General features: G+C 48.1%; 24 protein-coding genes, 1 tRNA gene and 1 riboswitch. Of the genes, 9 read left to right on the top strand and 16 right to left on the bottom strand.

Translation table 11 applies throughout. The annotated features are described in order from the left end of the window. Window positions 1–17 precede the first annotated feature (17 nt). The 8 genes from AC3RCI_RS06630 to AC3RCI_RS06595 all read right to left on the bottom strand — a co-directional run bounded on the left by AC3RCI_RS06630 (window position 18) and on the right by AC3RCI_RS06595 (window position 6,178). Complete coding sequence (locus AC3RCI_RS06630; protein WP_492529818.1) at window positions 18–1,322, bottom strand: TadA family conjugal transfer-associated ATPase; 1,305 nt, start codon at window positions 1,320–1,322, stop codon at window positions 18–20. Next, on the bottom strand, window positions 1,322–2,542 hold the full coding sequence (locus AC3RCI_RS06625) for a nucleotide-binding protein (RefSeq protein WP_492528102.1): 1,221 nt from the start codon (window positions 2,540–2,542) through the stop codon (window positions 1,322–1,324). The genes AC3RCI_RS06630 and AC3RCI_RS06625 overlap by 1 nt, the downstream gene beginning before the upstream one ends. A 179-nt stretch (window positions 2,543–2,721) precedes the next feature. Continuing rightward, complete coding sequence (locus tag AC3RCI_RS06620; RefSeq protein ID WP_127538214.1) at window positions 2,722–3,105, bottom strand: VOC family protein; 384 nt, start codon at window positions 3,103–3,105, stop codon at window positions 2,722–2,724. 233 nt (window positions 3,106–3,338) lie between these two features. Further along, window positions 3,339–4,202, bottom strand: a complete 864-nt coding sequence (locus tag AC3RCI_RS06615) for a DUF6612 family protein (RefSeq protein WP_492528100.1) — start codon at window positions 4,200–4,202, stop codon at window positions 3,339–3,341. Between the two features lie 95 nt (window positions 4,203–4,297). Continuing rightward, a complete protein-coding gene (locus AC3RCI_RS06610) occupies window positions 4,298–4,720 on the bottom strand; it encodes a thiol-disulfide oxidoreductase DCC family protein (protein WP_154892566.1) in 423 nt (140 codons plus the stop codon). Between the two features lie 148 nt (window positions 4,721–4,868). Then, entirely contained in the window at window positions 4,869–5,147 is a 279-nt protein-coding gene (locus AC3RCI_RS06605) for a hypothetical protein (protein ID WP_154892567.1), read from the bottom strand. A 161-nt stretch (window positions 5,148–5,308) separates the two neighbouring features. Next, on the bottom strand, window positions 5,309–5,554 hold the full coding sequence (locus tag AC3RCI_RS06600) for a zinc ribbon domain-containing protein (RefSeq protein WP_024629326.1): 246 nt from the start codon (window positions 5,552–5,554) through the stop codon (window positions 5,309–5,311). A 204-nt stretch (window positions 5,555–5,758) separates the two neighbouring features. Continuing rightward, complete coding sequence (locus AC3RCI_RS06595; protein WP_095289181.1) at window positions 5,759–6,178, bottom strand: organic hydroperoxide resistance protein; 420 nt, start codon at window positions 6,176–6,178, stop codon at window positions 5,759–5,761. A gap of 425 nt (window positions 6,179–6,603) precedes the next feature. Between AC3RCI_RS06595 and AC3RCI_RS06590 the strand changes: the two genes are divergently transcribed. Continuing rightward, window positions 6,604–7,899: an Nramp family divalent metal transporter gene (locus AC3RCI_RS06590; protein WP_336781514.1), complete on the top strand. Its 1,296-nt coding sequence runs from the start codon at window positions 6,604–6,606 to the stop codon at window positions 7,897–7,899. A gap of 162 nt (window positions 7,900–8,061) precedes the next feature. Here the strand turns inward: AC3RCI_RS06590 and AC3RCI_RS06585 are convergent, their stop codons facing one another. Together AC3RCI_RS06585 and AC3RCI_RS06580 are read right to left on the bottom strand one after the other, a co-directional pair. Further along, window positions 8,062–8,745 carry an HAD family hydrolase gene (locus AC3RCI_RS06585; protein ID WP_492528098.1) on the bottom strand — a complete coding sequence of 228 codons (684 nt, stop codon included), beginning with the start codon at window positions 8,743–8,745 and terminating at the stop codon, window positions 8,062–8,064. Window positions 8,746–8,915: 170 nt separating this feature from the next. Beyond that, complete coding sequence (locus tag AC3RCI_RS06580) at window positions 8,916–9,314, bottom strand: hypothetical protein (RefSeq protein WP_492528096.1); 399 nt, start codon at window positions 9,312–9,314, stop codon at window positions 8,916–8,918. Between the two features lie 115 nt (window positions 9,315–9,429). Beyond that, a riboswitch (cyclic di-AMP (ydaO/yuaA leader) is annotated at window positions 9,430–9,602 on the bottom strand. A gap of 368 nt (window positions 9,603–9,970) precedes the next feature. Between AC3RCI_RS06580 and AC3RCI_RS06575 the strand changes: the two genes are divergently transcribed. After that, on the top strand, window positions 9,971–10,447 hold the full coding sequence (locus AC3RCI_RS06575) for a glutathione peroxidase (protein ID WP_336781063.1): 477 nt from the start codon (window positions 9,971–9,973) through the stop codon (window positions 10,445–10,447). Between the two features lie 137 nt (window positions 10,448–10,584). Here AC3RCI_RS06575 and AC3RCI_RS06570 read toward each other — a convergent pair. Next, a tRNA-Leu gene (locus AC3RCI_RS06570) sits at window positions 10,585–10,667 on the bottom strand. 424 nt (window positions 10,668–11,091) lie between these two features. Between AC3RCI_RS06570 and AC3RCI_RS06565 the strand changes: the two genes are divergently transcribed. The 3 genes from AC3RCI_RS06565 (at window position 11,092) to AC3RCI_RS06555 (ending at window position 12,968) form a co-directional block, all read left to right on the top strand. Further along, the gene (locus tag AC3RCI_RS06565) at window positions 11,092–11,793 is read left to right on the top strand and encodes an urease accessory protein UreF (RefSeq protein WP_336781064.1); all 702 of its coding nucleotides are present in this window, start codon (window positions 11,092–11,094) and stop codon (window positions 11,791–11,793) included. A gap of 257 nt (window positions 11,794–12,050) precedes the next feature. Next, window positions 12,051–12,254, top strand: coding sequence for a Rha family transcriptional regulator (locus AC3RCI_RS06560; protein ID WP_095289174.1), 204 nt, complete (start codon window positions 12,051–12,053; stop codon window positions 12,252–12,254). A gap of 57 nt (window positions 12,255–12,311) precedes the next feature. Then, on the top strand, window positions 12,312–12,968 hold the full coding sequence (locus AC3RCI_RS06555) for a PAS domain-containing protein (RefSeq protein ID WP_492528094.1): 657 nt from the start codon (window positions 12,312–12,314) through the stop codon (window positions 12,966–12,968). A gap of 35 nt (window positions 12,969–13,003) precedes the next feature. Here the strand turns inward: AC3RCI_RS06555 and urtE are convergent, their stop codons facing one another. The 5 genes from urtE to urtA form a co-directional block, all read right to left on the bottom strand. Next, window positions 13,004–13,699, bottom strand: coding sequence for an urea ABC transporter ATP-binding subunit UrtE (gene urtE, locus AC3RCI_RS06550; RefSeq protein WP_127538207.1), 696 nt, complete (start codon window positions 13,697–13,699; stop codon window positions 13,004–13,006). After that, the gene (urtD, locus tag AC3RCI_RS06545; protein ID WP_492528092.1) at window positions 13,677–14,486 is read right to left on the bottom strand and encodes an urea ABC transporter ATP-binding protein UrtD; all 810 of its coding nucleotides are present in this window, start codon (window positions 14,484–14,486) and stop codon (window positions 13,677–13,679) included. The genes urtE and urtD overlap by 23 nt, the downstream gene beginning before the upstream one ends. Then, the gene (gene urtC / locus AC3RCI_RS06540) at window positions 14,449–15,543 is read right to left on the bottom strand and encodes an urea ABC transporter permease subunit UrtC (protein ID WP_154892572.1); all 1,095 of its coding nucleotides are present in this window, start codon (window positions 15,541–15,543) and stop codon (window positions 14,449–14,451) included. The genes urtD and urtC overlap by 38 nt, the downstream gene beginning before the upstream one ends. An 18-nt stretch (window positions 15,544–15,561) precedes the next feature. Continuing rightward, window positions 15,562–16,467, bottom strand: a complete 906-nt coding sequence (gene urtB / locus AC3RCI_RS06535) for an urea ABC transporter permease subunit UrtB (RefSeq protein ID WP_095289165.1) — start codon at window positions 16,465–16,467, stop codon at window positions 15,562–15,564. Window positions 16,468–16,615: 148 nt separating this feature from the next. Beyond that, window positions 16,616–17,866 carry an urea ABC transporter substrate-binding protein gene (urtA, locus tag AC3RCI_RS06530; RefSeq protein ID WP_336781067.1) on the bottom strand — a complete coding sequence of 417 codons (1,251 nt, stop codon included), beginning with the start codon at window positions 17,864–17,866 and terminating at the stop codon, window positions 16,616–16,618. Between the two features lie 238 nt (window positions 17,867–18,104). On the opposite strand from urtA, the gene AC3RCI_RS06525 reads away from it, so the two are divergent. The 4 genes from AC3RCI_RS06525 to AC3RCI_RS06510 all read left to right on the top strand — a co-directional run bounded on the left by AC3RCI_RS06525 (window position 18,105) and on the right by AC3RCI_RS06510 (window position 21,403). Continuing rightward, complete coding sequence (locus tag AC3RCI_RS06525; RefSeq protein WP_419720004.1) at window positions 18,105–18,428, top strand: urease subunit gamma; 324 nt, start codon at window positions 18,105–18,107, stop codon at window positions 18,426–18,428. Window positions 18,429–18,446: 18 nt separating this feature from the next. Further along, a complete protein-coding gene (locus AC3RCI_RS06520) occupies window positions 18,447–18,836 on the top strand; it encodes an urease subunit beta (protein WP_354478150.1) in 390 nt (129 codons plus the stop codon). After that, the gene (gene ureC / locus AC3RCI_RS06515) at window positions 18,833–20,551 is read left to right on the top strand and encodes an urease subunit alpha (RefSeq protein ID WP_154892575.1); all 1,719 of its coding nucleotides are present in this window, start codon (window positions 18,833–18,835) and stop codon (window positions 20,549–20,551) included. The genes AC3RCI_RS06520 and ureC overlap by 4 nt, the downstream gene beginning before the upstream one ends. A 156-nt stretch (window positions 20,552–20,707) precedes the next feature. After that, a complete protein-coding gene (locus AC3RCI_RS06510) occupies window positions 20,708–21,403 on the top strand; it encodes an urease accessory UreF family protein (protein WP_154892576.1) in 696 nt (231 codons plus the stop codon). Window positions 21,404–21,423: the final 20 nt, after the last annotated feature.

Below are 21,423 nucleotides of genomic sequence, written 5' to 3'. Positions count from 1 at the left end.
TTCACCTTCTAACCGCTTTAATTTACCTTGTTATCCGAATCTTCTAATTCCTTGTGGTACCGACCTATGTATTCACTCAGCCACTCTCCAAGCCCGGCCATTTGGATTTTCTCAATCTGCTTCAACTTTCCGACCTGTACCAACCCTCCAATGATCTTGCCTTCCCTTTCATCCCGCTCCTGGAAACGAAAGAGCGGATTCAGCAGTACTTCCCCGTCCTTCATGCCAATGACTTCACTGATTTCCGTCACTCGCCTTGAACGGTCTCTCAGCCGTGATAGATGAACGAAGATATCAATTGCTGAGCTGATCTGCTGCCGCACAACCGAAATAGGAAGCTCGGCCCCGCTGAGTACCATTGTCTCCAATCTGCTGATCATGTCCGAGATGTTATTGGCATGCCCTGTAGACAAAGAACCGTCATGACCGGTATTCATGGCCTGCAGCATATCAAGCGCCTCTGCCCCACGCACCTCTCCGATCACAATGCGGTTGGGTCTCATCCGCAGTGAAGACTTGATCAGATCCCGGATGGAGATTTCACCCTTGCCCTCGGTATTGGCGTTCCGCGTCTCCAGCGACACCAGATTCGGCACCGTGACAATCTGCAGCTCGGCGGAATCTTCAATCGTAATAATCCGTTCATCCGGAGGAATAAACTGTGATAATGCATTCAGAAAGGTCGTTTTCCCTGACCCGGTCCCGCCCCCGATGAAGATATTGAATTTGCTGCGCACCAACTGCTGCAGCAGCTCTGCCGCTTCCTCATGCAAGGCACCTTTTCCAATCAGGTCCGGCATGGTCATCGGTTCACTTGGGAACTTCCGAATCGTCATGGTGGGACCTTTTAGCGCAATCGGCGGCAGCACAATATTGACCCGCGAACCGTCCTTGAGCCGCGCATCCACAATGGGAGAAGACTCATTCACGATCCGGTTCACCCCGGAGACGATCATCTGGATAATATCCTCCAGCCGTTCTCTGGATTCGAATTCGAGCTGAATTTGGCTAACTTCCCCTTCCTGCTCGACAAAGATCTCCCGGTGACTATTAATCATAATCTCCGTAATGTCAGGATGATCCACCAGGGGTTGAAGAATATCTAACCCGCGAAACGAATCAAACAGCCTCTGCACCAGCGCATGTCTTTCTCCAGATGTCAGGTCATCCAGTTCCGGATCAGATAACACCTTGCGCTCAATCCCCTGCCACAGTTCCTTGTCCCCGGCTGAAGACGTTAAGTCAAGGCCTGCCCTGACCTCGCGGCGCATGTTCTGAAATTGTTCTTCCCGGTCCAGAACTCTATGGGATGCATCACTCATCATGCCCCCCCCTCTCCCTTATGGAGGCGCCCCGTCTGCTTCAGATCATCCTCTCCGTCCTGTACAAGCATGGCACACAGCCTTTTTACCTCACGCTGAAATATGGGAGAGCTTAGCAGTACTTCCTCCTGGTGAAGCTGCTTCCAGGAAGGGATATACGGCAGCACTGCATCCAGCTGCAGCTCAGGTCGTGGAACGGCATTGACTATGCTGTCTCGGTATTTGTTTAGCACAAAGCGGGCACGATCCAGTACACGTTCAACCAAGTCAGGCTCAGTCCGCTCAGCATGCGCAAGCCATTGGCCCCAGCGGTGCATGGCAGACAGGTCATCTTCAACCAGCCATACCAAGTCATCTGCCGCTTTCAAAATGCCTCGACTGCGTTCGTCCCAACCGGAGTCTCCATCCAGAATCAGCACGTCATATTGCCCGGAAGCAGACAAATAATGAACGAGCCCCGTCGTATCTTCACACGACATCTGCAGCAGTTCCTTCCGGTTGGATAATGGCCAGAACACATCAGCCTTCAGTCCATCATGACGAAGCACGTAACCATCTATGCCCTTGGAGGGAGCCTGCGTAGTCACCTGCCCGTGCTTGCCCGATTCCTTCCTCCCAACCTTGAGATCATACAACAGCCGGGACAGCCCCGTTTCAGCATCCGGAACACGCTGTACACTTCGGGATAATCCCTTCTCGAGGAACGGCAGCACACTGTCCAGCGTCTCCAGATTAAGATAGAGCACGGCGTAGCCTGCCAGTCCGAGCTGCTTTGTCATATGCAGTGCCACCGCTGTCTTGCCGCTTCCTCCCGAAGCTGACACCACTCCAATGGAAAGGGTTTGCTGTCCTGGACGGTGCACCTTTTTGCGACGAGGCTGCCGACTTGCATTCAGAACGGTATCCAACAATGCAGGCAGAGGTTGATATTTCATTAAGCGCTTATCTTCCGCCACCTCCTCATGACCTTCACTGAGAAGCAGCCAAGGCACACCCGGACTTTCACCCATACTTTCCAGCCAGGGATTCAGAAACTCAGGTTCTGCAATAACCAGATCCGGCTGTTCCTTTCCTTCATGTTCATGCATGTACTCCTGAAACGATTCCCACTGTGAAAAGGCGGTAAATCGCATTGCTGCATCAAATGAACTCCCCTGAACAAAATCAAGCCAGGCACTGACATACTCCTTGTCTTTTGAAGCAAGTACCGCCTTCAGCACGATCAATTTCTCCTCCCTCCCTGTAGAAAAGCACAAAAAAACACCGACCACGATCCGCATGTATTATGCAAGATTATGGACGGTGCTTCCGTCACGTGCTATGAATGTATGGATAATATAGCATACAATTTCTGGACGATCAAGAGATTTATACAATTAACAATCTGATGCTTCCATTCTTATGATTGATAAGGTGCATCAAATTCAATAATGTTACGATCCGGGTCAAGAATGAAGATCTGTGCGAATCCTGCAACACTATCCGGTCTTGCTTCATACTCAATCCCCTGCTTTTCCAGCCAGGCTATCGTTTCGTTGTGACTTTTCACCCAGATGGCAAAGTGACCATCCGTCGTATCAATTCCCGCCTCACGCAGTGTATGTCCTTCCGGATGCTGGAGCAGATGCAGCTGCTGACTGCCAATCGCATACCATGTGCCTGTAGAGCGGAAAGGCGGACGTTCAATTTCCTGCATACCTAGCAGTCCGGTATAAAATTGTTTGGCAACATCCAGATCACGCACTGCCAGGCTAACATGATGTATATGAGCATATTCAATCATCGCGTAATTCTCCTTCCAAGTCATATGATATTAATAGAAAAAGTTAATCGCTTACACGACTATACTATACCTTTGTGCTTCCTGACCAGTTGTAGAAAAGAGAAAAACACCTTCGATTCAAGCAGGAACCTCTCTGGGTTCACACAAACTTGAATCAAAGATGTTTTCAATTAGAACCACGTTGCATGGATTCAAAAAGGGATGTTTTTGCTTGTAGCAAGCTTGATCTCTCCCTACTTCGCGCTGTCCAATGCTTCCTGTGGAATCTCAATCTCTTCTACCTGGTTATGGTTGGAGAAGGTGCTGGTCATCTTCATGTCCATGGTCATTTTCTGGCCTTCCTGCTCCATCTCCATCACCATATTCACGTCGGTACCAACCGGAAGATACGTCTCCTTGTTCACCATATATTTCATTTGCATACTTGTAATATTCATCTGTTCAAGCATCGCTTGTGTCTGGGCGTCCGTTCCATTCTGCTCCATGACGGATTGAGCCAATTCCTTCACGTTATCACCCGATACGTCTGCAGTAATGACATAATTGTCGCCCTCTTCGGTGATCTTGGTATCTTCCGCAATTTTATTGAATTGGTCCAATTCTTCTTCGGGGTTCAGGCTTGATTGCATTTGCTCAATCAGCTGCTTCGTTTGATCATCAGGAATTTTAACCCATTGATCTCCCACCTGCGAATAGATGGCATCGGAAGTAATGTACTGCTTCACGTTTTGTGCTTCCTGCCCGGACATTTCCATGTTCATCTCTTGATAGATCATCATTGGATCCTTGATGATATCCATCTTCATTGTTGTTTTTACCTGCTGATCCTGTGACTGTTCGCCAGCCTCCAGCTTCAAATTTTGATCAATGGTTGCATCGCTCGAGAAGCTTTTCAATTCCTTGGCTGCTTCATTCGTTTTGGTAATCAATTCTTCCAGTGTAGGGATCTGTGTTCCCTGCTCTGCAGGTGTATTGCCCTCGTTTGTCGCTTCGTTGCCAGCCGGCGGCGTTGCAGTACTGTTATCCGCATCGTCACCGCATGCTGTCAGGCTTACTGCTAATAATGCCCCGATAATGAATGTCGTCCACTTCTTCAACTGTTTGTCCTCCCAAAATAGATGTGATCCGTATTCATTACCCAAATGTTTCCTTTATTAATCATGTTTGTGGTGCATGCGTGCTCTAGTACGATTTACAAAAACCGATTCTTGATCTCAGGTGTCGGCAGCATACACGCTTCGTCCTTGCCAAACCACCGGTAACGATTACGGGCTACCCAGTTATATACGGCATTTCGAATAAATTTGGGCACAATAATAAAGACGTATAATAATGGATAGGGAAATTTCAGACCTTTGGCCAGCCGCAGTGCAGCTGTCGAGCGTGTATAATAACGGCCCTTTTCAATAAGTACAAACGTATCCATGCTGTCTGTTGACAGATTTCCTTTCTTCAGCAAGTCCTTGGCTACATCGGATTGGAGCGATGCAAAATGATATTTCCCTTCCGGATCACGTTTGATAATCCATTTGGTTAATCCTTGGCAAAAGTGACAAACCCCGTCCACGAGTACAATTGGGTGTCCCTCATGCTCATCCGCTCGAATTGATGTCATAATTGAAGCCTCCTCATTTATGCTGTTAGATTAACTTACCCACTTTTCACCTTCACGTTCGGCTATCCCCAAAATTTATACGACTCAAAGGAATAGAATAGAAAAAGAGCGCAGGCTCTAAAGCCTACGCTCGTATCTGTTTGGGCAATTACTCAGCAATTGCCTTTTCCATCCACTGATCTTCAATCATTTGTTGATGCAGATCTCCTGCCCACTGGTCCATGCATTTGCAAATGAAATCTTTGCGGCATACGGGACAAGGCGTCTTCTGCAGACGGCTGATCGCTGTCATCTTCCATTCAGGAGATTTGGAGTAGAATACACGGCATTGCGTGCCATCTACCAGCTTCATTGTAAATTCATACAATCCGTCTTTTTCGTTTTTACTAGCTACTTGCAATTCTGCAATACTTGGTCTATAAGACATGGATATCACCTGTCAATTCAAATTTGTTTCCTGCATATTCCCTGCATGACACTTCTCAGTACTAAGTCATATTAAAGAAATTTTAGTTCGATGTCAACTCAGGGAGCACGAACCTCCCAGCTTATTTTGAATTGATTCCATACCCACCAAGTTATGCCACACTATCCACCGAACAGAATATCCAATATCGTGCCTACCTGACCCTGCTTTTTGCCTTTTAGTACATCGGGGTCGAATACTTCCACATAACCACATGAGGAACAGGCTACGAACAAATAGTGATTATGCTGAATGTCGAACATTTTGCTAAGACCAGCCCCGGACATGGATACTTCCTTGATGTTGCAATCCGTTCCCCGGCATTTCGTACATACAAACCTTCGCTCAATCATCTCTTCAATACTCATTTGCATTCCCCCTTTTTCAGATGCCTGGCATGAAGCAAGAGTATAATTATGTAAAAGAGTACGCGATTAAACCTGCAATCTCCTGCATGTCTTATGATTTTAAATACAAAACCCTGCCGTTAGCCAGCAGGGCTTGTACCAAACAACAGGTATCCAGGATAGCCTGCTTCATTTATCTCTCCCTTTACTCCAGCGAGATTCGGTTTATACCACGTTCAGTACGACATCAATATTACCGCGAGTCGCTTTGGAATAAGGGCAAAAATCATGAGCTTTGCGAGCCAGATCCTCGGCCTGACTATGATCCACACCCGGCATGCTCACATCCAGCCGGACCGACAACTGGAATCCGTCATCCGCAGGGTCTTTTCCAATGGATACATTACTCGTTACAGTCACATCTTCCAGTTTAACGCCGGCTTTACGTGCCACGTTGGCAAGAGCACTTTCGTAACATGCACCGTATCCTGCTGCAAAGAGCTGCTCAGGGTTCGTACCTTCACCGCCGGATCCACCCAGCTCTTTTGGCATTTTCAGATCATGTTTAAGGACTCCATCCGATGAAGTTACCGAACCTGTACGTCCACCTTTGACTGTCGCAGTTGCTGTATATAAAGCTTCCATTAGAATCTCTCCTTTTACATCAATATTTTTGCTGCCTACAATTCAATTTAAACTTCTGACTTATTTTGAAACGGATTTGGGTTACTAAATCAGCTTTTGCATCTTTGTCATTTTCATGCATCAGCCCTCCATCCACATAACACTATTTATGATATTAAGGTAAATTTTCTGAATTTGGGTAATACACTAAGGGCCTGATCCCCTCCACTCATTTTGTCCATCTACATAAAAGTTGCACTAGACAAAAATTATTGAATGAGTACAATGTAAGTAACGACATATATTTTCAGACATATAAAAGTGAATGGCTCAGTTCTCATCATAAGGATGATCAATACGATTATTATTAAAAAGTCAGGTGAACATGTATGAGTAAAAAAAATCCATTCAATTCTCCTTCAGCTGAGCAATTAGCCGCAGCAGGTATGGCTCCCTCCCTTGGGGAAGCACACAGCTCCATGAAGGTTCCGAAGAACGCCGCTTGGTGGAAAAAATTCCTCGCCTTTGTCGGGCCAGGTTATCTGGTCGCTGTCGGCTATATGGACCCGGGTAACTGGGCAACAGATATTGCCGGAGGTTCCCAGTTCGGTTACACGCTATTATCCGTAATTTTAATCTCAAACCTGATGGCTGTCGTATTACAGTCACTTGCAGGCAAGCTTGGTATTGTAACTGGACGGGATCTGGCCCAAGCTTGCCGCGAACGGTTCAGTATGCCGGTTGTCATTATGCTCTGGGTGTTGTGTGAATTAGCTATTGCCGCCACAGATCTAGCTGAGGTCATCGGTTCAGCCATCGCACTGAAGCTTCTGTTCAACATCCCGATGTTATACGGCGTCATTATTACGGCTGTGGATGTTCTGATTATCCTTTTGCTGCAAAATAAAGGCTTCCGCGCTCTGGAAACACTGGTCATCGTGTTGATGGCAACCATCGCCCTCTGCTTCGGGATTGACCTGTTTCTGGCCAAACCGGACATGGGCGGGGTACTCACCGGCTTTGTACCAAGTGCCGAGATACTACAGAATCCTGCGATGCTGTATATTGCCATCGGAATCATTGGAGCAACGGTTATGCCGCACAATCTGTACTTGCATTCGTCCATCGTGCAGACCCGGCAGATTGAACAGACAACTCAGGGGAAAAGAGAAGCCATTCGTTACTCCACTATGGATTCAACAATCGCTTTGACCCTTGCCCTGTTTATAAACGCCGCCATACTCATTGTGTCAGCCGCTGTATTTCACAGCGCAGGCATGACACAGGTCGCTGAGATTGCAGATGCTTATCACTTGCTCACACCTCTGCTGGGCACAACCATTGCAAGTATCCTGTTTGGTGTCGCTCTACTGGCCTCCGGTCAGAACTCTACGCTTACAGGTACACTGTCCGGGCAGATTGTCATGGAAGGCTTCCTAAACATTCGGATTCCGGCTTGGCTCCGCCGGCTCGTGACCCGATTAATTGCGATCATCCCTGCCGTTATTGTGACGGCTATCGCCGGCGAACACGGAACGGAAGAATTGCTGATTTTGAGCCAGGTGATTCTATCCTTGCAGCTGCCTTTTGCTGTTATTCCACTTGTGATGTTTACGAGTGACAAAAAAAGCATGGGCGCATTCGCCAACAAACTGTGGCTCAAAGTCATCTCTTGGATCATCGCTGCCGTAATTGTGGTTCTGAACGTTTATCTGATCTTCCAGACCATCATGCTGTTTTAATCTGAATATGCTGTAAAACAGTTTTCCTCTTACCAGAGATTCATTAAAAAAGGCTGATTCCCTTAAGTATTATACTTAAGGGAATCAGCCTTTTAGCTTGCCGTGCACTTGCCTTGTCCTTTATTTAATGACACGAAAGTCATCACTTTTAAATTTTTTCCACTAACCCTCAGAAGGCACAAGCAGTGGAACAAGCTGCTCCAAGGCTTCGATGGTCCAGTCTGCACGCTCTTGGCCCTCAAGCTCAGGCTGAAATCGTCCATAGCCCTGCAAAATCCGAATCGTTCGCATCCCCAGCTTCTTGGCAGGAATGATATCGTTATCAATCCGATCTCCAATCATCACTGCTTCCTCGGGTTCACATCCCGCCTGCTTCAAAGCCACAGCGTAGAGTTCCGGATCCGGCTTCGATACGCCTTCTTCTGCCGAGCAAGCCAGTACATCCACGTACCTCCGCAGACCGTAGCTCTCCAGGCGCTCAGCTGTCCCTGGACTCTGATTGGCGATGATCCCGATTCGATAATGGTGTGACAATTCCTTCAACACCGCGTCAGCAGAAGCGAAGGGCTTCTCCAGCTCCTTCCGGAACTTCAACTTCTCCTGGATCTGCTCCCTATGACGTTCATCGCTGATTAGCGTTCGAATGGCTACCCTCATGGGCCACTGCTCATAATTTCGGTAACAGGAGGCAAATATCTCTCGCACTTCCTCTATTTTCACCGGATATCCAAGCAAGCAGGCTTCTTTTACAAACTGCCCTATAATATCATCTACCGGCTCCCATTCGTCGACCAGCGTATCTCCTACATCAAAGAACAACCATTTTAACACCCGTACATCCGGCACGCCTATTCCTCCTTGTTAGCCATGAACGCAATCTCTAAATCAGCAATGTACAATAATGCTCAAATAAAAAAGAAGACCCACCATCATGCATGAGTCTCCTCAGAATTCCGTTTTTCCACAAGTTCAATTATAACAGGCACCTTACACCGGATCAATCGGCAGCTATCACATTAACCATTAAGCAAGAAGCCAACTTCTCCATTAAGAGAATACACAATGCGGTCAGCTCCCATCCCGCGGTAAATGCCTTTGGGGTGACTCTGTTCCGTAATTACACATAGTGATTTGGAAGTCCAGGAACGGCAGATCTGCAGATAGCGGCAGGTCAGGTTCAAACTGTTCTCGAAAATAAAAACGTTGCCTACGCTCGACTGCGGTAGAAACCACTTCTGAGCTTCAGCTGTATTCATGCGAATGACGTTCTCCACTCCGATTCTGCGGAGCTTCCGTTCTTCCCCTACACTGTTGGTCAGAACGGCAAACGGCATTTTTTTGTACATCAACAGCTTGATAAACTTGCGGCCTGCTTCATTCGGTGCTGTTACTAGAATCATCTCATTATCCATCATTCGTTCCTCCCTTGGCGTGAAAAGACAACAAAAAAGAAGCGTGGGGGACCAAGGCCTCCCGAACGCTTCTTGAATAACCCATGACGAAAACGCCATGAATATGCGTACGGCTTGTTGCCTCTCCCTTTAACGCTTACGAGGTTAGCTGACGGATTCGGGCGCGAGAGTCGCCCTATTTCCGGCTTGCACCGAAAAATTCACCCCATGGATTAGCTGCAATGACAGCCTTTCCGATTGGTTCCCCCGTTTCCCACCCATGAATGAATGGAAACTCAGCGATTAAAACATCGTTCCTGTTTCATGTATTGACCAGAGCGATATTATCGTTTGTTTCGTTGTTCATGTTAAGTTTAATTGAATTAGAAATTACGATATGAATCATACACCCGCGACATGTTAGTGTAAAGTCCGGTCAGATCACCGAATGGACGAATTTAAGGCATTACATATCAATGATATCGCTTACAACCAATCCATTCTCCATCCATCTCTGTGAATCTCACTAATTCTCGTCCTTATGAAAAACGGTTGTAATTTTAGATATCTGTAAGTAAACATAGGAATTTATTTAATTAGTTTTGCATTATCTAATTGTAAGCAATATAATATAACTATAGGAATTATTAACCCATTATACGATATGGAGGCGACTGATCATGTCCGTTTATGACTACAAAGTCAATACCCTTCGGGGCCAGGAAGTCGAGATGTCCGATTATCGCAACAAGGTGCTGCTGATTGTAAATACGGCAAGCAAATGTGGTCTGACCCCGCAATTTGAAGGCTTACAGGAACTCTATAACAAATTCAAAGACCGGCAGTTTGAAGTATTGGGTTTCCCAAGCAACCAATTCGCTCAGGAATCGGGATCTTCCGACGATATTGCTGAGTTTTGCCAGATGAATTACGGTGTAAGCTTTCCTATGTTTGAGAAAATTGATGTTAATGGTTCAAGCGCCCACCCTCTATTCCAGCACCTGACAAAAGAGGCACCGGGATTGCTCGGATCCAAAGCCATCAAGTGGAACTTCACCAAATTCCTCGTTGATCAGAACGGACGGGTCGTGAAGCGTTATGCTCCAAAAACCACTCCTGACCAGATTGAAGCTGATATTGAGAAACTGCTGAAATAGATCAACATGGAGAGGCCATAATTAACATGGAGCCAGAGAAAGTCCGGTTCTGTGTGAATGGCCTTTTTTATGTTTCTCCAAACGCAAAAAAAGAGGTTTTCCATATTCGGAAAACCTCTTCTTGTCGTACAATATGATGCGGTCGAGAGGACTCGAACCTCCACGGGCATACGCCCACTACCCCCTCAAGATAGCGTGTCTGCCATTCCACCACGACCGCATGTCGTAAATAATCGGCAACAAAATTGATTATACAGGATCTCAATATAAAAGTAAAGCACTTTTATTAAAACTACTTTGCACCTGTGTTTTTCCTCCAAATATCGGTTTTTATCGTCATGATCTTTTGACTGCTGCATACATTAAATTTCAAATCTTTTATACATCTTCATTTTTAATTGTAGCTCTTCACAAGAAAACATATCATATACATAACATTGTATTTTAAGATTACAACTAATATAAGTAATAAAATATAACATTTAAATATAATTAAAACTTAAAAACAAGAAACCATTGACAAAATACGGATATTTATGTGATTATATATATCATATAATTCGGATTTTAAACATAAAAGCATTCGGAAACCAATATCAATGTTATATAATATAACATTTTACGAACATAGGAGGCGAAAGACCGTGAACCGTGGGAATAAGCTGCTCGATTATGTCAAACTGCTTGATTCCTCCATTCATGTCGGAGGTTTCACCCATTCATTTGGTATGGATGTACACATTGCTGAAGGCAGCATCCGAAATGCCGATGATCTGGAATCCTTCATGCGCTGCCAGCTGCATCCCAGTATCGTTCGACTTGAGGGAATGGCGATTAAAGGTATCTACAGCGCAACAGATCATAATGACACATGGCGAACAGCACTGATTGACAAGTTGGTTCACGTTCAGCGGACTCCTTCTGATCAAAGGGAGCAAGCTGCTGCCATGGGCAAAAGACTGATCAAGCTGGCCCGGGCTCTCCACCCCTGGATTGAATTCAGCCAGCTCGAACACACCCTTGCCAAATACGAGTCTGTAGGCTGCCTCTCTACTGTTCACGCCTGGATTAACCACTACCTCGATATCCCCGTCGAGGAAGCGGTAATGGGTTACTTGCACTCAGCCATGAATGCATGCATAACCGAAGCCTCCAAAGTCCTCCCCATGCATAACGAAGCAACCCAGGAACTGCTGGTTCGCCTGGCCGCAGACCTGGAGCATGAATGGAATACCGTTAGCGCCTCCGCTGCGGATGGACCGGCACAGCCAACCTCAATGTCCATGAAATCGTTGTTCCCCAGCTTCCACATGCTTGGCGCAGGGCTGCATGCTTATCGCGCCTAATCTTACCGACTCCAAGCTCCCCTCATATTTCCCCAAACGAAAAAGCACGCAGCAACCTCCTTGCTGACGTGCTTTTTCACGTATGCCTATAGAAAATCACGTTATTACGTCATTATTTAATATAAATACACTATTTTTCATCGTTTATAATTGTTACATGACGTAAATACGTATATAATGTAATGAACAGCTCGCATCTCCCTCTATTATACACAGCCGAAGGCGGGTTGAAATACTTCTATGAGGGGTGAACCCTTTTGAACAAAAAGAAACCCGTGACTCCGTTCGGATGGGCCATCAAACGCCGCTTAACGGAGCTACAGATGGACCAGAAAACCTTCTGCGAGAAGCACGACATCCCGCCGTATCGTTTATCCAATCTTATCCATGGCACACGAAAAGCCACCCGTTTCCGAAACCAGGTCGCAGACATTTTGCAAATTTCGGATGAACTTCGATGACACCACCATTACCCTGCCGTCCCGATCCTTTAACTGATTGCCAAGGAGGGCCTATTCATGAGCTTCTTTACAACCGACCTTGAAAGGTTATCCTTTCAATCCTTACGTCATCAACTCATCATCGTCGACCGCGACTGGAGAATTCGCAGCTGCAATACTGCATGGCTGAACGGACTCGGGCGATTGCATCTCTCGAAATACAAAAAATCCGACGCCCACCGATCTTCTTGCGAAACGTTTCATTATCTTCAGCTGCTGCAGATATGGGCAGCCCAGGAGGATGAAACGGAGAATTCATCGATTATTCAGAAGTTAGAGAAGATTCAACATCCCTTTGTTCACTGCCATACATATGACATCACCGTACAGTCTGCGAACCTGGAGCTTCGATGGTTCAGGCTGGAGCTTACCCCCTTGAATCAGACGGATCCTCCTTCTCCGATGGGACTCGCTCTGATCTCGCATACAGACATCACGGAACAGAAGCGAATTGAACAGCAATTGAAGCTTGCTCTATCCGAAGTTCGGACACTACGCGGCCTGCTTCCCATTTGCGCCGTCTGCAAACAGATTAAGGACGAGCAGGACGTCTGGAATTCAGTCGAAGGTTATTTGGAGAGACATACCCACGCAGAATTTACACACGACATCTGTCCGGACTGCATCCGCAGGCTATACCCGAAGTACTCCAACATTTTGGATAAACGCTCCTGAGCAAAGCAAAAAAAAGCGAAAAATAACCACCTCTCCTATACGGACAGGTGGTGTTCAAATTGAGACATATCCAATTCCTCCGGTGATCCCTGCAGCGCAATTGCTCCCTTGTCCATGACATAGATAAAATCCGCAGCCCCGCGTACAAAATCAATGCTCTGCTCGACGAGCAGCACCGAAATGTCTCCCTTCGCCTTGATTTGTAGAATGACCTGCCGAATATCCTCGACAATGGAAGGCTGTATACCTTCCGTTGGTTCATCCAGCAACAATAGTCCAGGCCTTGAAGCAAGCGCTCGTGCGAAGGCAAGCTGCTGCTGCTGGCCACCACTCAGATCACCGCCCTGTCGTCCATACATGGTCGCAAGGACCGGAAACATCGCGAGCACATCTTCAGGAAACGTCTTCACCCCAGGCGCAGATGTCTCCAGACCGAGCAGCAGATTTTCCTTTACCGTAAGCTGGGGGAAAATCTCACGACCCTGAGGAACATATCCAATGCCTGCCTTGGCACGTTTGGCAGGTTCCATAGCGGATATATCCTGCCCTTTCCAGTGGATGGCCCCCTTCCTCGTTTTGAGCAGGCCCATCAACGTTTTCATCAGCGTCGTTTTGCCGACACCATTCCGGCCCATTAGGCAGACCACCTGTCCAGGCAAAACATCCAGATTAACACCACGCAGCACATTACTTTCCCCGTAGCCGGATTCAATTCGTTGCAGCGACAGCATGGTCATCTCTCCTTTTTCCCAAGTAGACTTCGGCCACCCTAGGATCTTCCTGCACCTCAGCCATGGTACCTTCCTTCAACAGCTTCCCTTCATGCATCACGGTCACTTTCGCCGCGTACTCGCGGACAAACTCCATGTCATGCTCCACAACCACGACCGAACGTTCACGCGCTATCCCCTGTAACAACCTGCCTGTTTTATTCGTTTCCTCGTCCGTCATCCCGGCAACCGGTTCGTCCAGCAGCAACACGCGCGGTTCCTGAAGCAGCAGCATGCCAATTTCCAGCCACTGCTTCTCGCCGTGAGATAGCGCCCCAGCCCGTGTATACACGCGGTCTTGCAGTCCAATTTGCGCTATGACCTGTTCCATTGCCGTGTTGAGTTTCCCAAAGCGCGGAATACCAAGAGTCCGAAGCGGTGAACGCTGATTTTCCGCCGCCAAGGCCAAATTCTCCTGTACGGTAAGACCTCCGAAGATGGATGGAGCCTGGAATTTGCGTCCTACACCCTTCCGGACGATCTGATGCTCCTTCAGACGTGTCAGCTCTGTGCCATCTTCCAGCCGCACCGTGCCGGAGAGGGGTTTGGTTTTTCCGCAAATGACATCCAGCATTGTCGTTTTCCCCGCACCATTGGGGCCAATCAGAAAATGCAAATCATGCTCATGCAGTTTCAGGTTCATGCCATTAACTGCAACGAAACCACCAAAAGCTACGGTAATACTCTCAGCCATCAATACAGGTGAAGCTTCAGTAGACTTCAGGTTTTTCCTTACTGACAGGGACATGCACAACCTCTCCTCTCCGCTTCAGCAATCGAACGACATTTCGATAGACTCCAACGAGCCCGTGAGGCATGAACAACACCACCGTTACAAACAGCCCGCCGAGAACAAACAACCAGCCTTCAGGGTAGGCCTCACTTATCCCGGTTTTGGCTGCATTCAGAACCACTGCCCCGATCACAGCCCCAATGAGCGTGCCGCGACCACCCAAGGCAACCCATAACACCATTTCGATGGATGGAACAATTCCCATCATGGACGGCGAGATAATCCCGACCTGAAGAACAAACAGCATACCCGCTATCCCTGCAAGAGCCCCGGAAAGGGCAAACGTCAACGTTTTATAACCTGCCGGATCATAACCTAGGAAACGCACCCGGTTTTCTCCGTCCCGCGAAGCTTCAAGCACCTGACCAAACCGACTATTTACCATTCTTCTGCAGAGCAGGTACGTGAGCACCAAAATGGCAAGTGTAATATAGTAGAGCACAATTGTTGTTCCTGCAGAATGCAGCGTGAAACCAAAAATGGAGTTATAACCGGTTATACCATTAGTCCCTCCGGTCCACTCCTGTTTGCCGATAAACAAGGTAACCGTGATTAACACAAGAGCTTGCGTTAAAATCGTAAAATACACACCGGTAATCCGGTTACGAAACGTAAACCACCCCAGTACAAATGCCAGCATAGCTGGAAGGGCAATACCCAGAATTAACGCCACTGGAAATGAACGAAATGGTTCCCAAAACCACGGAAGACCTGACAAGCCGCTCCACCCCATGAAATCAGGCAGGGATGTGCCGCTCGCCTGCAGTTTCAGATACATGGCCATGGCGTAACCACCAAGACCAAAGAACACCCCATGCCCCAGACTCAGAACCCCGCCGTAGCCCCAGATCAGATCCAGTCCGATGGCCAGAATAGCCAGTGCCAGGAATTTAGCGAGCAAGCTAAGCCGAAACTCGGTAGAGATTAGCGGGGCAAGACACATTAGAATCAGTACGACCGCCCAGATGATTCTCGTTTTTAAACTGCCTGACTTCAGAAGTGCTGACATCATATAACCCCCTTCTTCCTGTTAGTCGAGACTGCGGGTTCGCATGGCAACCAGCCCCCGCGGCTTCCATTGCAGAAAAGCAACGATACATACGAACACCAGCACTTTGCCGATGGAGGCAGACGTGTAGGTTTCAAACAACGTATTGAACATGCCAATCCCGAGCGCTCCGCATACCGTCCCTACCAGTTTGCCAACCCCGCCAAGAACGACAACCATAAATGCATCTACAATATAATAGGTTCCCAGCGAAGGGCCAATCGGCCCAATGAGCGTCAGAGCACAACCCGCGATACCCGCGATTCCTGAACCAATGGCAAAGGTCATGCCATCTACCCGTCTGGTGGAAATCCCGAGACAGCCCGCCATGCTCCGATTCTGCATAACAGCGCGCATCCGTCGTCCGGAAGAAGTGCGGTATATGTACAGATACATACACAGTAGAACAACCGCGACAAGTGCGATGATAAAAATCCGTTTATAAGGAAATACGATACCGTCAGAGATCGCAAGACCGCCATTAAGCCATGAAGGACTGGATACACCTACATTCGGCGCCCCGAAAATGGTTCGCGCCAGCTGCTGCAGCATCATTCCAACTCCCCATGTAGCCAGCAAACTGTCCAGGGGTCTACCGTATAAATGCCGGATCAAAATCACTTCAAGCAGCCAGCCGATAAGTGCCGCTACACCAAACGCGATCGGCAATGCCACGATAAAATAAACTTCGAACCACGCTGCCGGAGCATATGAAATGAACAGATTTTGAGTCACATACGTTGCATATGCACCAATCATAATCAGCTCACCGTGAGCCATGTTGATGACATTCATAAGACCAAACGTTACTGCAAGCCCCAGCGCAATCAATAACAGGATCGAGCTGATGCTAAGGCCATTGAACATTTGCAGAACAAACATATCCATCCCGATCACCCTTTCACATGCTAAAAGCCTCTTCCCGATTCAAACACGTCACCAAGACTACGCATCAACGCTTTATCGTAATATTGTACGAGGGTGCGCTGTCCCACCCTCATCCGTAATCTCAGAAGTTTGGACATGAAGGACTTGCTTATTGATTGCTTAGGGAAGCTCCCCATTCGTAGGTTTTCAAATAAGGATCTGGCTTGACAGGAGAACCGGAGTTCCACAATTCCTTGAATTGACCATCTTCCTGCACTTCTCCGATTCGGACGGTTTTGTAAATATGCTGATTCTCTCCGTCCACGGTTACTTTCCCCTCCGGAGCATCAAATTCCAATCCTTTTGCTGCTTCTCTGACCTTCTCTACATCGGTTGATCCCGCTTTTTCAACAGCTGCCTTCCAGAGGTACACTGCTACGTAACCCGCCTCAATCGGGTCAGCCGTCACCCGGTCAGCACCATATTTTTCTTTATATTTCTCAACAAATGTCTTGTTCTCCGGAGTATCTGTTGTCTGATAATAGTTCCAAGAAGCCAAGTGCCCTTTTAGCACATCTGCTCCAATGCCCCGAATTTCCTCTTCCGCCACACTGACCGACAGCGTCGTCATCTGTTCCGAGGTGATACCAGCATCCTTCAGCTGCTTGAAAAAGGCTACATTACTGTCCCCGTTAAGCGTGTTATACACCACATCCGGCTTCGCAGCTTTGATTTTGCTTATGATGGTACTGTAATCGGTATGGCCCAGCGGTGTGTATTCCTCGCCAACCACTTCTCCACCTTCAGCTGCCAATTGAGCCTTGATCACCTGATTGGCCGTTTTCGGGAAAACATAGTCCGAACCAAGGAGATAAAATGTTTTGCCCCTATTCTCCAGCAACCAGGTTACGGAAGGAACAATTTGTTGGTTCGTTGTTGCACCTGTATAAAAAATGTTGGGAGATGACTCCAGTCCTTCATACTGCACCGGATAAAATAAAAGCCCTTTATTCTGCTCGAACACGGGGAGCATCGCCTTGCGACTCGCTGAAGTCCATCCGCCAAAAACAGCGGCCACCTTATCCTGTTGAAGCAGCTTTCCAGCCTTTTCTGCAAAAGTCGGCCAATCCGAGGCTCCATCTTCAATGACAGGCTCAATCTGTTTGCCAAGGACACCACCCGCTGCATTGATCTCTTCAATCGCAAGCATCTCGGCATCCTTGACAGATACCTCGCTTATTGCCATCGTTCCACTCAAGGAATGAAGAATGCCTACCTTGATCGTCTCATCGGACACAGCGACTTCCCCTGTTCCACCGGAATTTGAAGCTTCAGGTGGCGTTCCACCTTCCACACATCCCGTTAAAGCAATGACCGCCCCAAGCAAAATTCCCCATAATCTGACCGACCTCTTCTTCAATAGCCTACACTCCCTTTTTTTAGTCTATTGACGAACATTAAGGTCATTTAACTCCGAAATGTTCGTTGATCCAAATTATGGAGGCTCCAACTCTTCATGTCAATAATGCTTACATAATTTTATTTTACGCCTACTTGTTTCATGCATGCTGCTAATATGTTTCAAACCTTATTGACAAAGGGTCACCCTGTGTGAGTATATTTAACATATAATATGATTCATGAAGATATATACTTTTATGGGAAAGGTCGGATGGCCCTTGCACTGGACGGAGCAGGAAAAAGAAAAACTGCTGATTACCGTAGCCGCCAATCTCGCCCGCGAACGCAGAGGACGCGGATTGAAGCTAAATGTTCCCGAAGCCATCGCTTTGTTAACCTCCGAGCTCATGGAACGAGCGCGGGATGGAATGAGCGTAGCGGATTTGATGAGATATGGCGGTACAATCCTTACACGGGATGATTGTATGGAGGGAGTCCCCAACATGATTCCAGAGGTACAGGTGGAAGCTACATTCCCTGACGGGACCAAGTTGGTTACCGTGCATGAACCCATACGCTGAGAAAGGCAGGAGAATGCCATGATTCCAGGCGAATATCGATTGAAACCGGATGAGATTGTCTGTCATCCCGATCGCCAAACGATACGATTAATTGTCTTGAACCGCGGTGATCGCCCCGTGCAGGTCGGTTCTCACGTTCACTTCTATGAAGTAAATGCCGCTCTGGACTTCGACCGCACCGCAGCGTTCGGACATCGTTTGCACATCCCTGCGGGCACCGCCGTTCGTTTCGAACCCGGGGAAGAAAAGCCGGTTGAACTCACCACTTTTGGCGGCAAACGGCAGATTTATGGATTTAACGGATTAACGGAAGGATCGGCAGACCAGCCTCCAGACCCACAGAAGCTCGAAGCCTTCCTGAAGGCTTTCTCCCCCACGCCATCACAGGATGGAGGAGATTCAGCATGAAACGTATGTCTCGTGAACAATATGCTTCCATGTTCGGTCCAACAACCGGGGATGCCGTAAGACTGGCAGATACGGAGCTCTGGGCAGAGATTGAGCATGATTACGCTGTATACGGGGATGAGAGCAAATTCGGAGGCGGAAAAGTCATCCGGGACGGCATGGGCCAGTCCGCAACCGCTCTTCGCAGCCACGGTACGCCGGATACTGTCATTACGAACGCCATCATTATCGATCATTGGGGTATTGTAAAAGCAGATATTGGCATCCGCGACGGAATCATCTGTGCGATTGGCAAATCCGGTAATCCGGATACGATGGACGGGGTCGATCCACTCCTTGTGATTGGCGCTTCCACCGAAATCATCGCCGGCGAAGGCATGATTGTCACTGCAGGCGGAATCGATACACACATTCATTTCATTTGTCCGCAGCAGATTCAAACTGCCCTGTCTTCCGGAGTAACTACCATGATCGGTGGAGGTACAGGACCAGCGACAGGTACCAAAGCAACCACCTGCACACCTGGAGCCTGGCATATTCATCGCATGCTGGAGTCGGCTGAAGCCTTTCCTATGAATATTGGTTATCTGGGTAAGGGCAATAGTTCAACCACTGCTCCACTCATTGAACAGATCGAAGCTGGTGTCATCGGCTTGAAATTGCACGAGGATTGGGGGACAACCCCAAGTGCCATTGACGCGTGCCTGACTGCTGCCGGAGAGCATGATATTCAGGTGGCCATTCATACCGATACCCTGAATGAGACTGGTTTTCTGGAGAATACCCTTGCCGCCATTAACGGCCGCACGATTCACACGTATCATACGGAAGGCGCAGGCGGCGGACACGCACCAGACATTATCCGCGCTGCCGGTGAATCGTACGTGATTCCTTCTTCAACCAACCCCACGCGTCCGTATACGCGGAATACAGTTGAAGAACATCTCGACATGCTGATGGTATGCCATCATTTGGACCCGGCAATTCCGGAGGATGTTGCTTTTGCCGATTCCCGGATTCGCCCAGAGACCATTGCAGCAGAAGACATTCTGCATGATCTCGGTGTGTTCAGCATTATCAGTTCCGACTCCCAGGCCATGGGCCGGGTAGGCGAAGTCATTATCCGTACCTGGCAGACTGCAGACAAAATGAAAAAACAGCGCGGCAAGCTGGAATTGAAATCTGATTCCCCTTCCGACAATGACCGCATCAAAAGATATGTCGCCAAATATACGATCAATCCTGCCATCGCTCATGGCATCAGCCATATCGTCGGTTCTGTGGAAGTGGGCAAGCTAGCGGATCTGATCGTCTGGAATCCAGCCTATTTTGGGGTCAAGCCCGAAATGGTGATTAAAGGCGGTATGATCACCTTCGCTCAGATGGGTGATCCGAACGCCTCCATCCCGACACCTCAGCCCGTGTTTGGCAGACCGATGTTCGGGTCATACGGTGGAGCTATCGCGAAAGGGTCCATTACTTTCGTATCCCAAGCTGCTGCTGATGCAGGCATCAAGGAGACACTTGGATTAAACAAACGCGTGGAAGCCGTCAAAGGCTGCCGCTCGGTGAGCAAAAAGGATATGATCCACAACGATGTGACACCTCACATTGAAGTGGACCCTGAGACGTACGAGGTTCGAGCCGATGGGGTACTGCTTACCTGCGAACCTGCGGATGAGCTGCCAATGGCGCAGCGCTACTTCATGTTTTGACATCTTGTGATAAAGGCGAGCGTTTCACTTCTTCAGGTTCGTACTATCCTCTTCGTTATCGTGTAAAATCACGTCCAACCTGTATCCTTACATTATTTTTATATCGGATTTTGGTGGGATGGGAAATAAGACAGAAGCAAAGAAAGGACGCTTGGCATGATGCAAAGTGGCACGAAGCTGCTTCGATATGTTCAGCTGCTCGACTCGGCCCTGCCCATCGGCGGGTTCTCCCACTCTTTCGGTCTGGAAGCATATACGCATGACGGCACCATTCGAACAATCACCGAACTCGAACAATTCATTCGCAGCCAGCTTCATTCCAGCCTGATTCGGCTCGATGGACTTGCTATCAAAGGCGTTTACCAAGCAATGGAGGAACAAGACTCCGCTCTACTCGCTCTCTATGATAAGCGGGTACACGCCCAGCGAACCCCCCGGGAGATCAGGGAAAGCGGCCATAAGATGGGGAAGCGACTGCTGAAACTTGCCCGTTCTCTCTATCCTTGGATGGACTTCTCGCTTATTGATGAAGCTGTGCAGGCGCATGGTGCCTATTGCGGGATCACGACCATTCACGGATATATCAATTATCAGTTGGAAATCGGACTGGACGAAGCGGTCACCGGTCATTTGTATACCTCAGTTAATGCTTACGTAAACAGTGCGCTGCGCCTCCTGCCGATCGGGCAAACCGAGGCACAGATGCTCATTCAGAAACTGCTCGATGATATCGACTCCGAATGGATTCGAATTCGGAATGATGACCCGGAAGACATGCACAGCTTCGGTATTGCCCAGGAAATCTACGCCATGCGGCACGAAAGCTTGCCTGCCCGGCTGTTCATGTCATAATAACCCTATTATAAGCTAAG

Source organism: Paenibacillus sp. MT124, from assembly GCF_058792755.1.
This window is presented reverse-complemented; position numbering and strand designations above follow the sequence as displayed.

Bases quoted from the DNA above. Each gene is read 5' to 3' on its own strand.
- AC3RCI_RS06630 (WP_492529818.1), bottom strand. From the start codon at position 1,322: ATGAGTGATGCATCCCATAGAGTTCTGGACCGGGAAGAACAATTTCAG.
- AC3RCI_RS06620 (WP_127538214.1), bottom strand. From the start codon at position 3,105: ATGATTGAATATGCTCATATACATCATGTTAGCCTGGCAGTGCGTGAT.
- AC3RCI_RS06610 (WP_154892566.1), bottom strand. From the start codon at position 4,720: ATGACATCAATTCGAGCGGATGAGCATGAGGGACACCCAATTGTACTC.
- AC3RCI_RS06605 (WP_154892567.1), bottom strand. From the start codon at position 5,147: ATGTCTTATAGACCAAGTATTGCAGAATTGCAAGTAGCTAGTAAAAAC.
- AC3RCI_RS06600 (WP_024629326.1), bottom strand. From the start codon at position 5,554: ATGAGTATTGAAGAGATGATTGAGCGAAGGTTTGTATGTACGAAATGC.
- AC3RCI_RS06595 (WP_095289181.1), bottom strand. From the start codon at position 6,178: ATGGAAGCTTTATATACAGCAACTGCGACAGTCAAAGGTGGACGTACA.
- AC3RCI_RS06590 (WP_336781514.1), top strand. From the start codon at position 6,604: ATGGCTCCCTCCCTTGGGGAAGCACACAGCTCCATGAAGGTTCCGAAG.
- AC3RCI_RS06580 (WP_492528096.1), bottom strand. From the start codon at position 9,314: ATGATGGATAATGAGATGATTCTAGTAACAGCACCGAATGAAGCAGGC.
- AC3RCI_RS06575 (WP_336781063.1), top strand. From the start codon at position 9,971: ATGTCCGTTTATGACTACAAAGTCAATACCCTTCGGGGCCAGGAAGTC.
- AC3RCI_RS06555 (WP_492528094.1), top strand. From the start codon at position 12,312: ATGAGCTTCTTTACAACCGACCTTGAAAGGTTATCCTTTCAATCCTTA.
- urtE (WP_127538207.1), bottom strand. From the start codon at position 13,699: ATGCTGTCGCTGCAACGAATTGAATCCGGCTACGGGGAAAGTAATGTG.
- urtD (WP_492528092.1), bottom strand. From the start codon at position 14,486: ATGTCCCTGTCAGTAAGGAAAAACCTGAAGTCTACTGAAGCTTCACCT.
- urtC (WP_154892572.1), bottom strand. From the start codon at position 15,543: ATGATGTCAGCACTTCTGAAGTCAGGCAGTTTAAAAACGAGAATCATC.
- urtB (WP_095289165.1), bottom strand. From the start codon at position 16,467: ATGGATATGTTTGTTCTGCAAATGTTCAATGGCCTTAGCATCAGCTCG.
- AC3RCI_RS06525 (WP_419720004.1), top strand. From the start codon at position 18,105: ATGGGAAAGGTCGGATGGCCCTTGCACTGGACGGAGCAGGAAAAAGAA.
- AC3RCI_RS06520 (WP_354478150.1), top strand. From the start codon at position 18,447: ATGATTCCAGGCGAATATCGATTGAAACCGGATGAGATTGTCTGTCAT.
- ureC (WP_154892575.1), top strand. From the start codon at position 18,833: ATGAAACGTATGTCTCGTGAACAATATGCTTCCATGTTCGGTCCAACA.
- AC3RCI_RS06510 (WP_154892576.1), top strand. From the start codon at position 20,708: ATGATGCAAAGTGGCACGAAGCTGCTTCGATATGTTCAGCTGCTCGAC.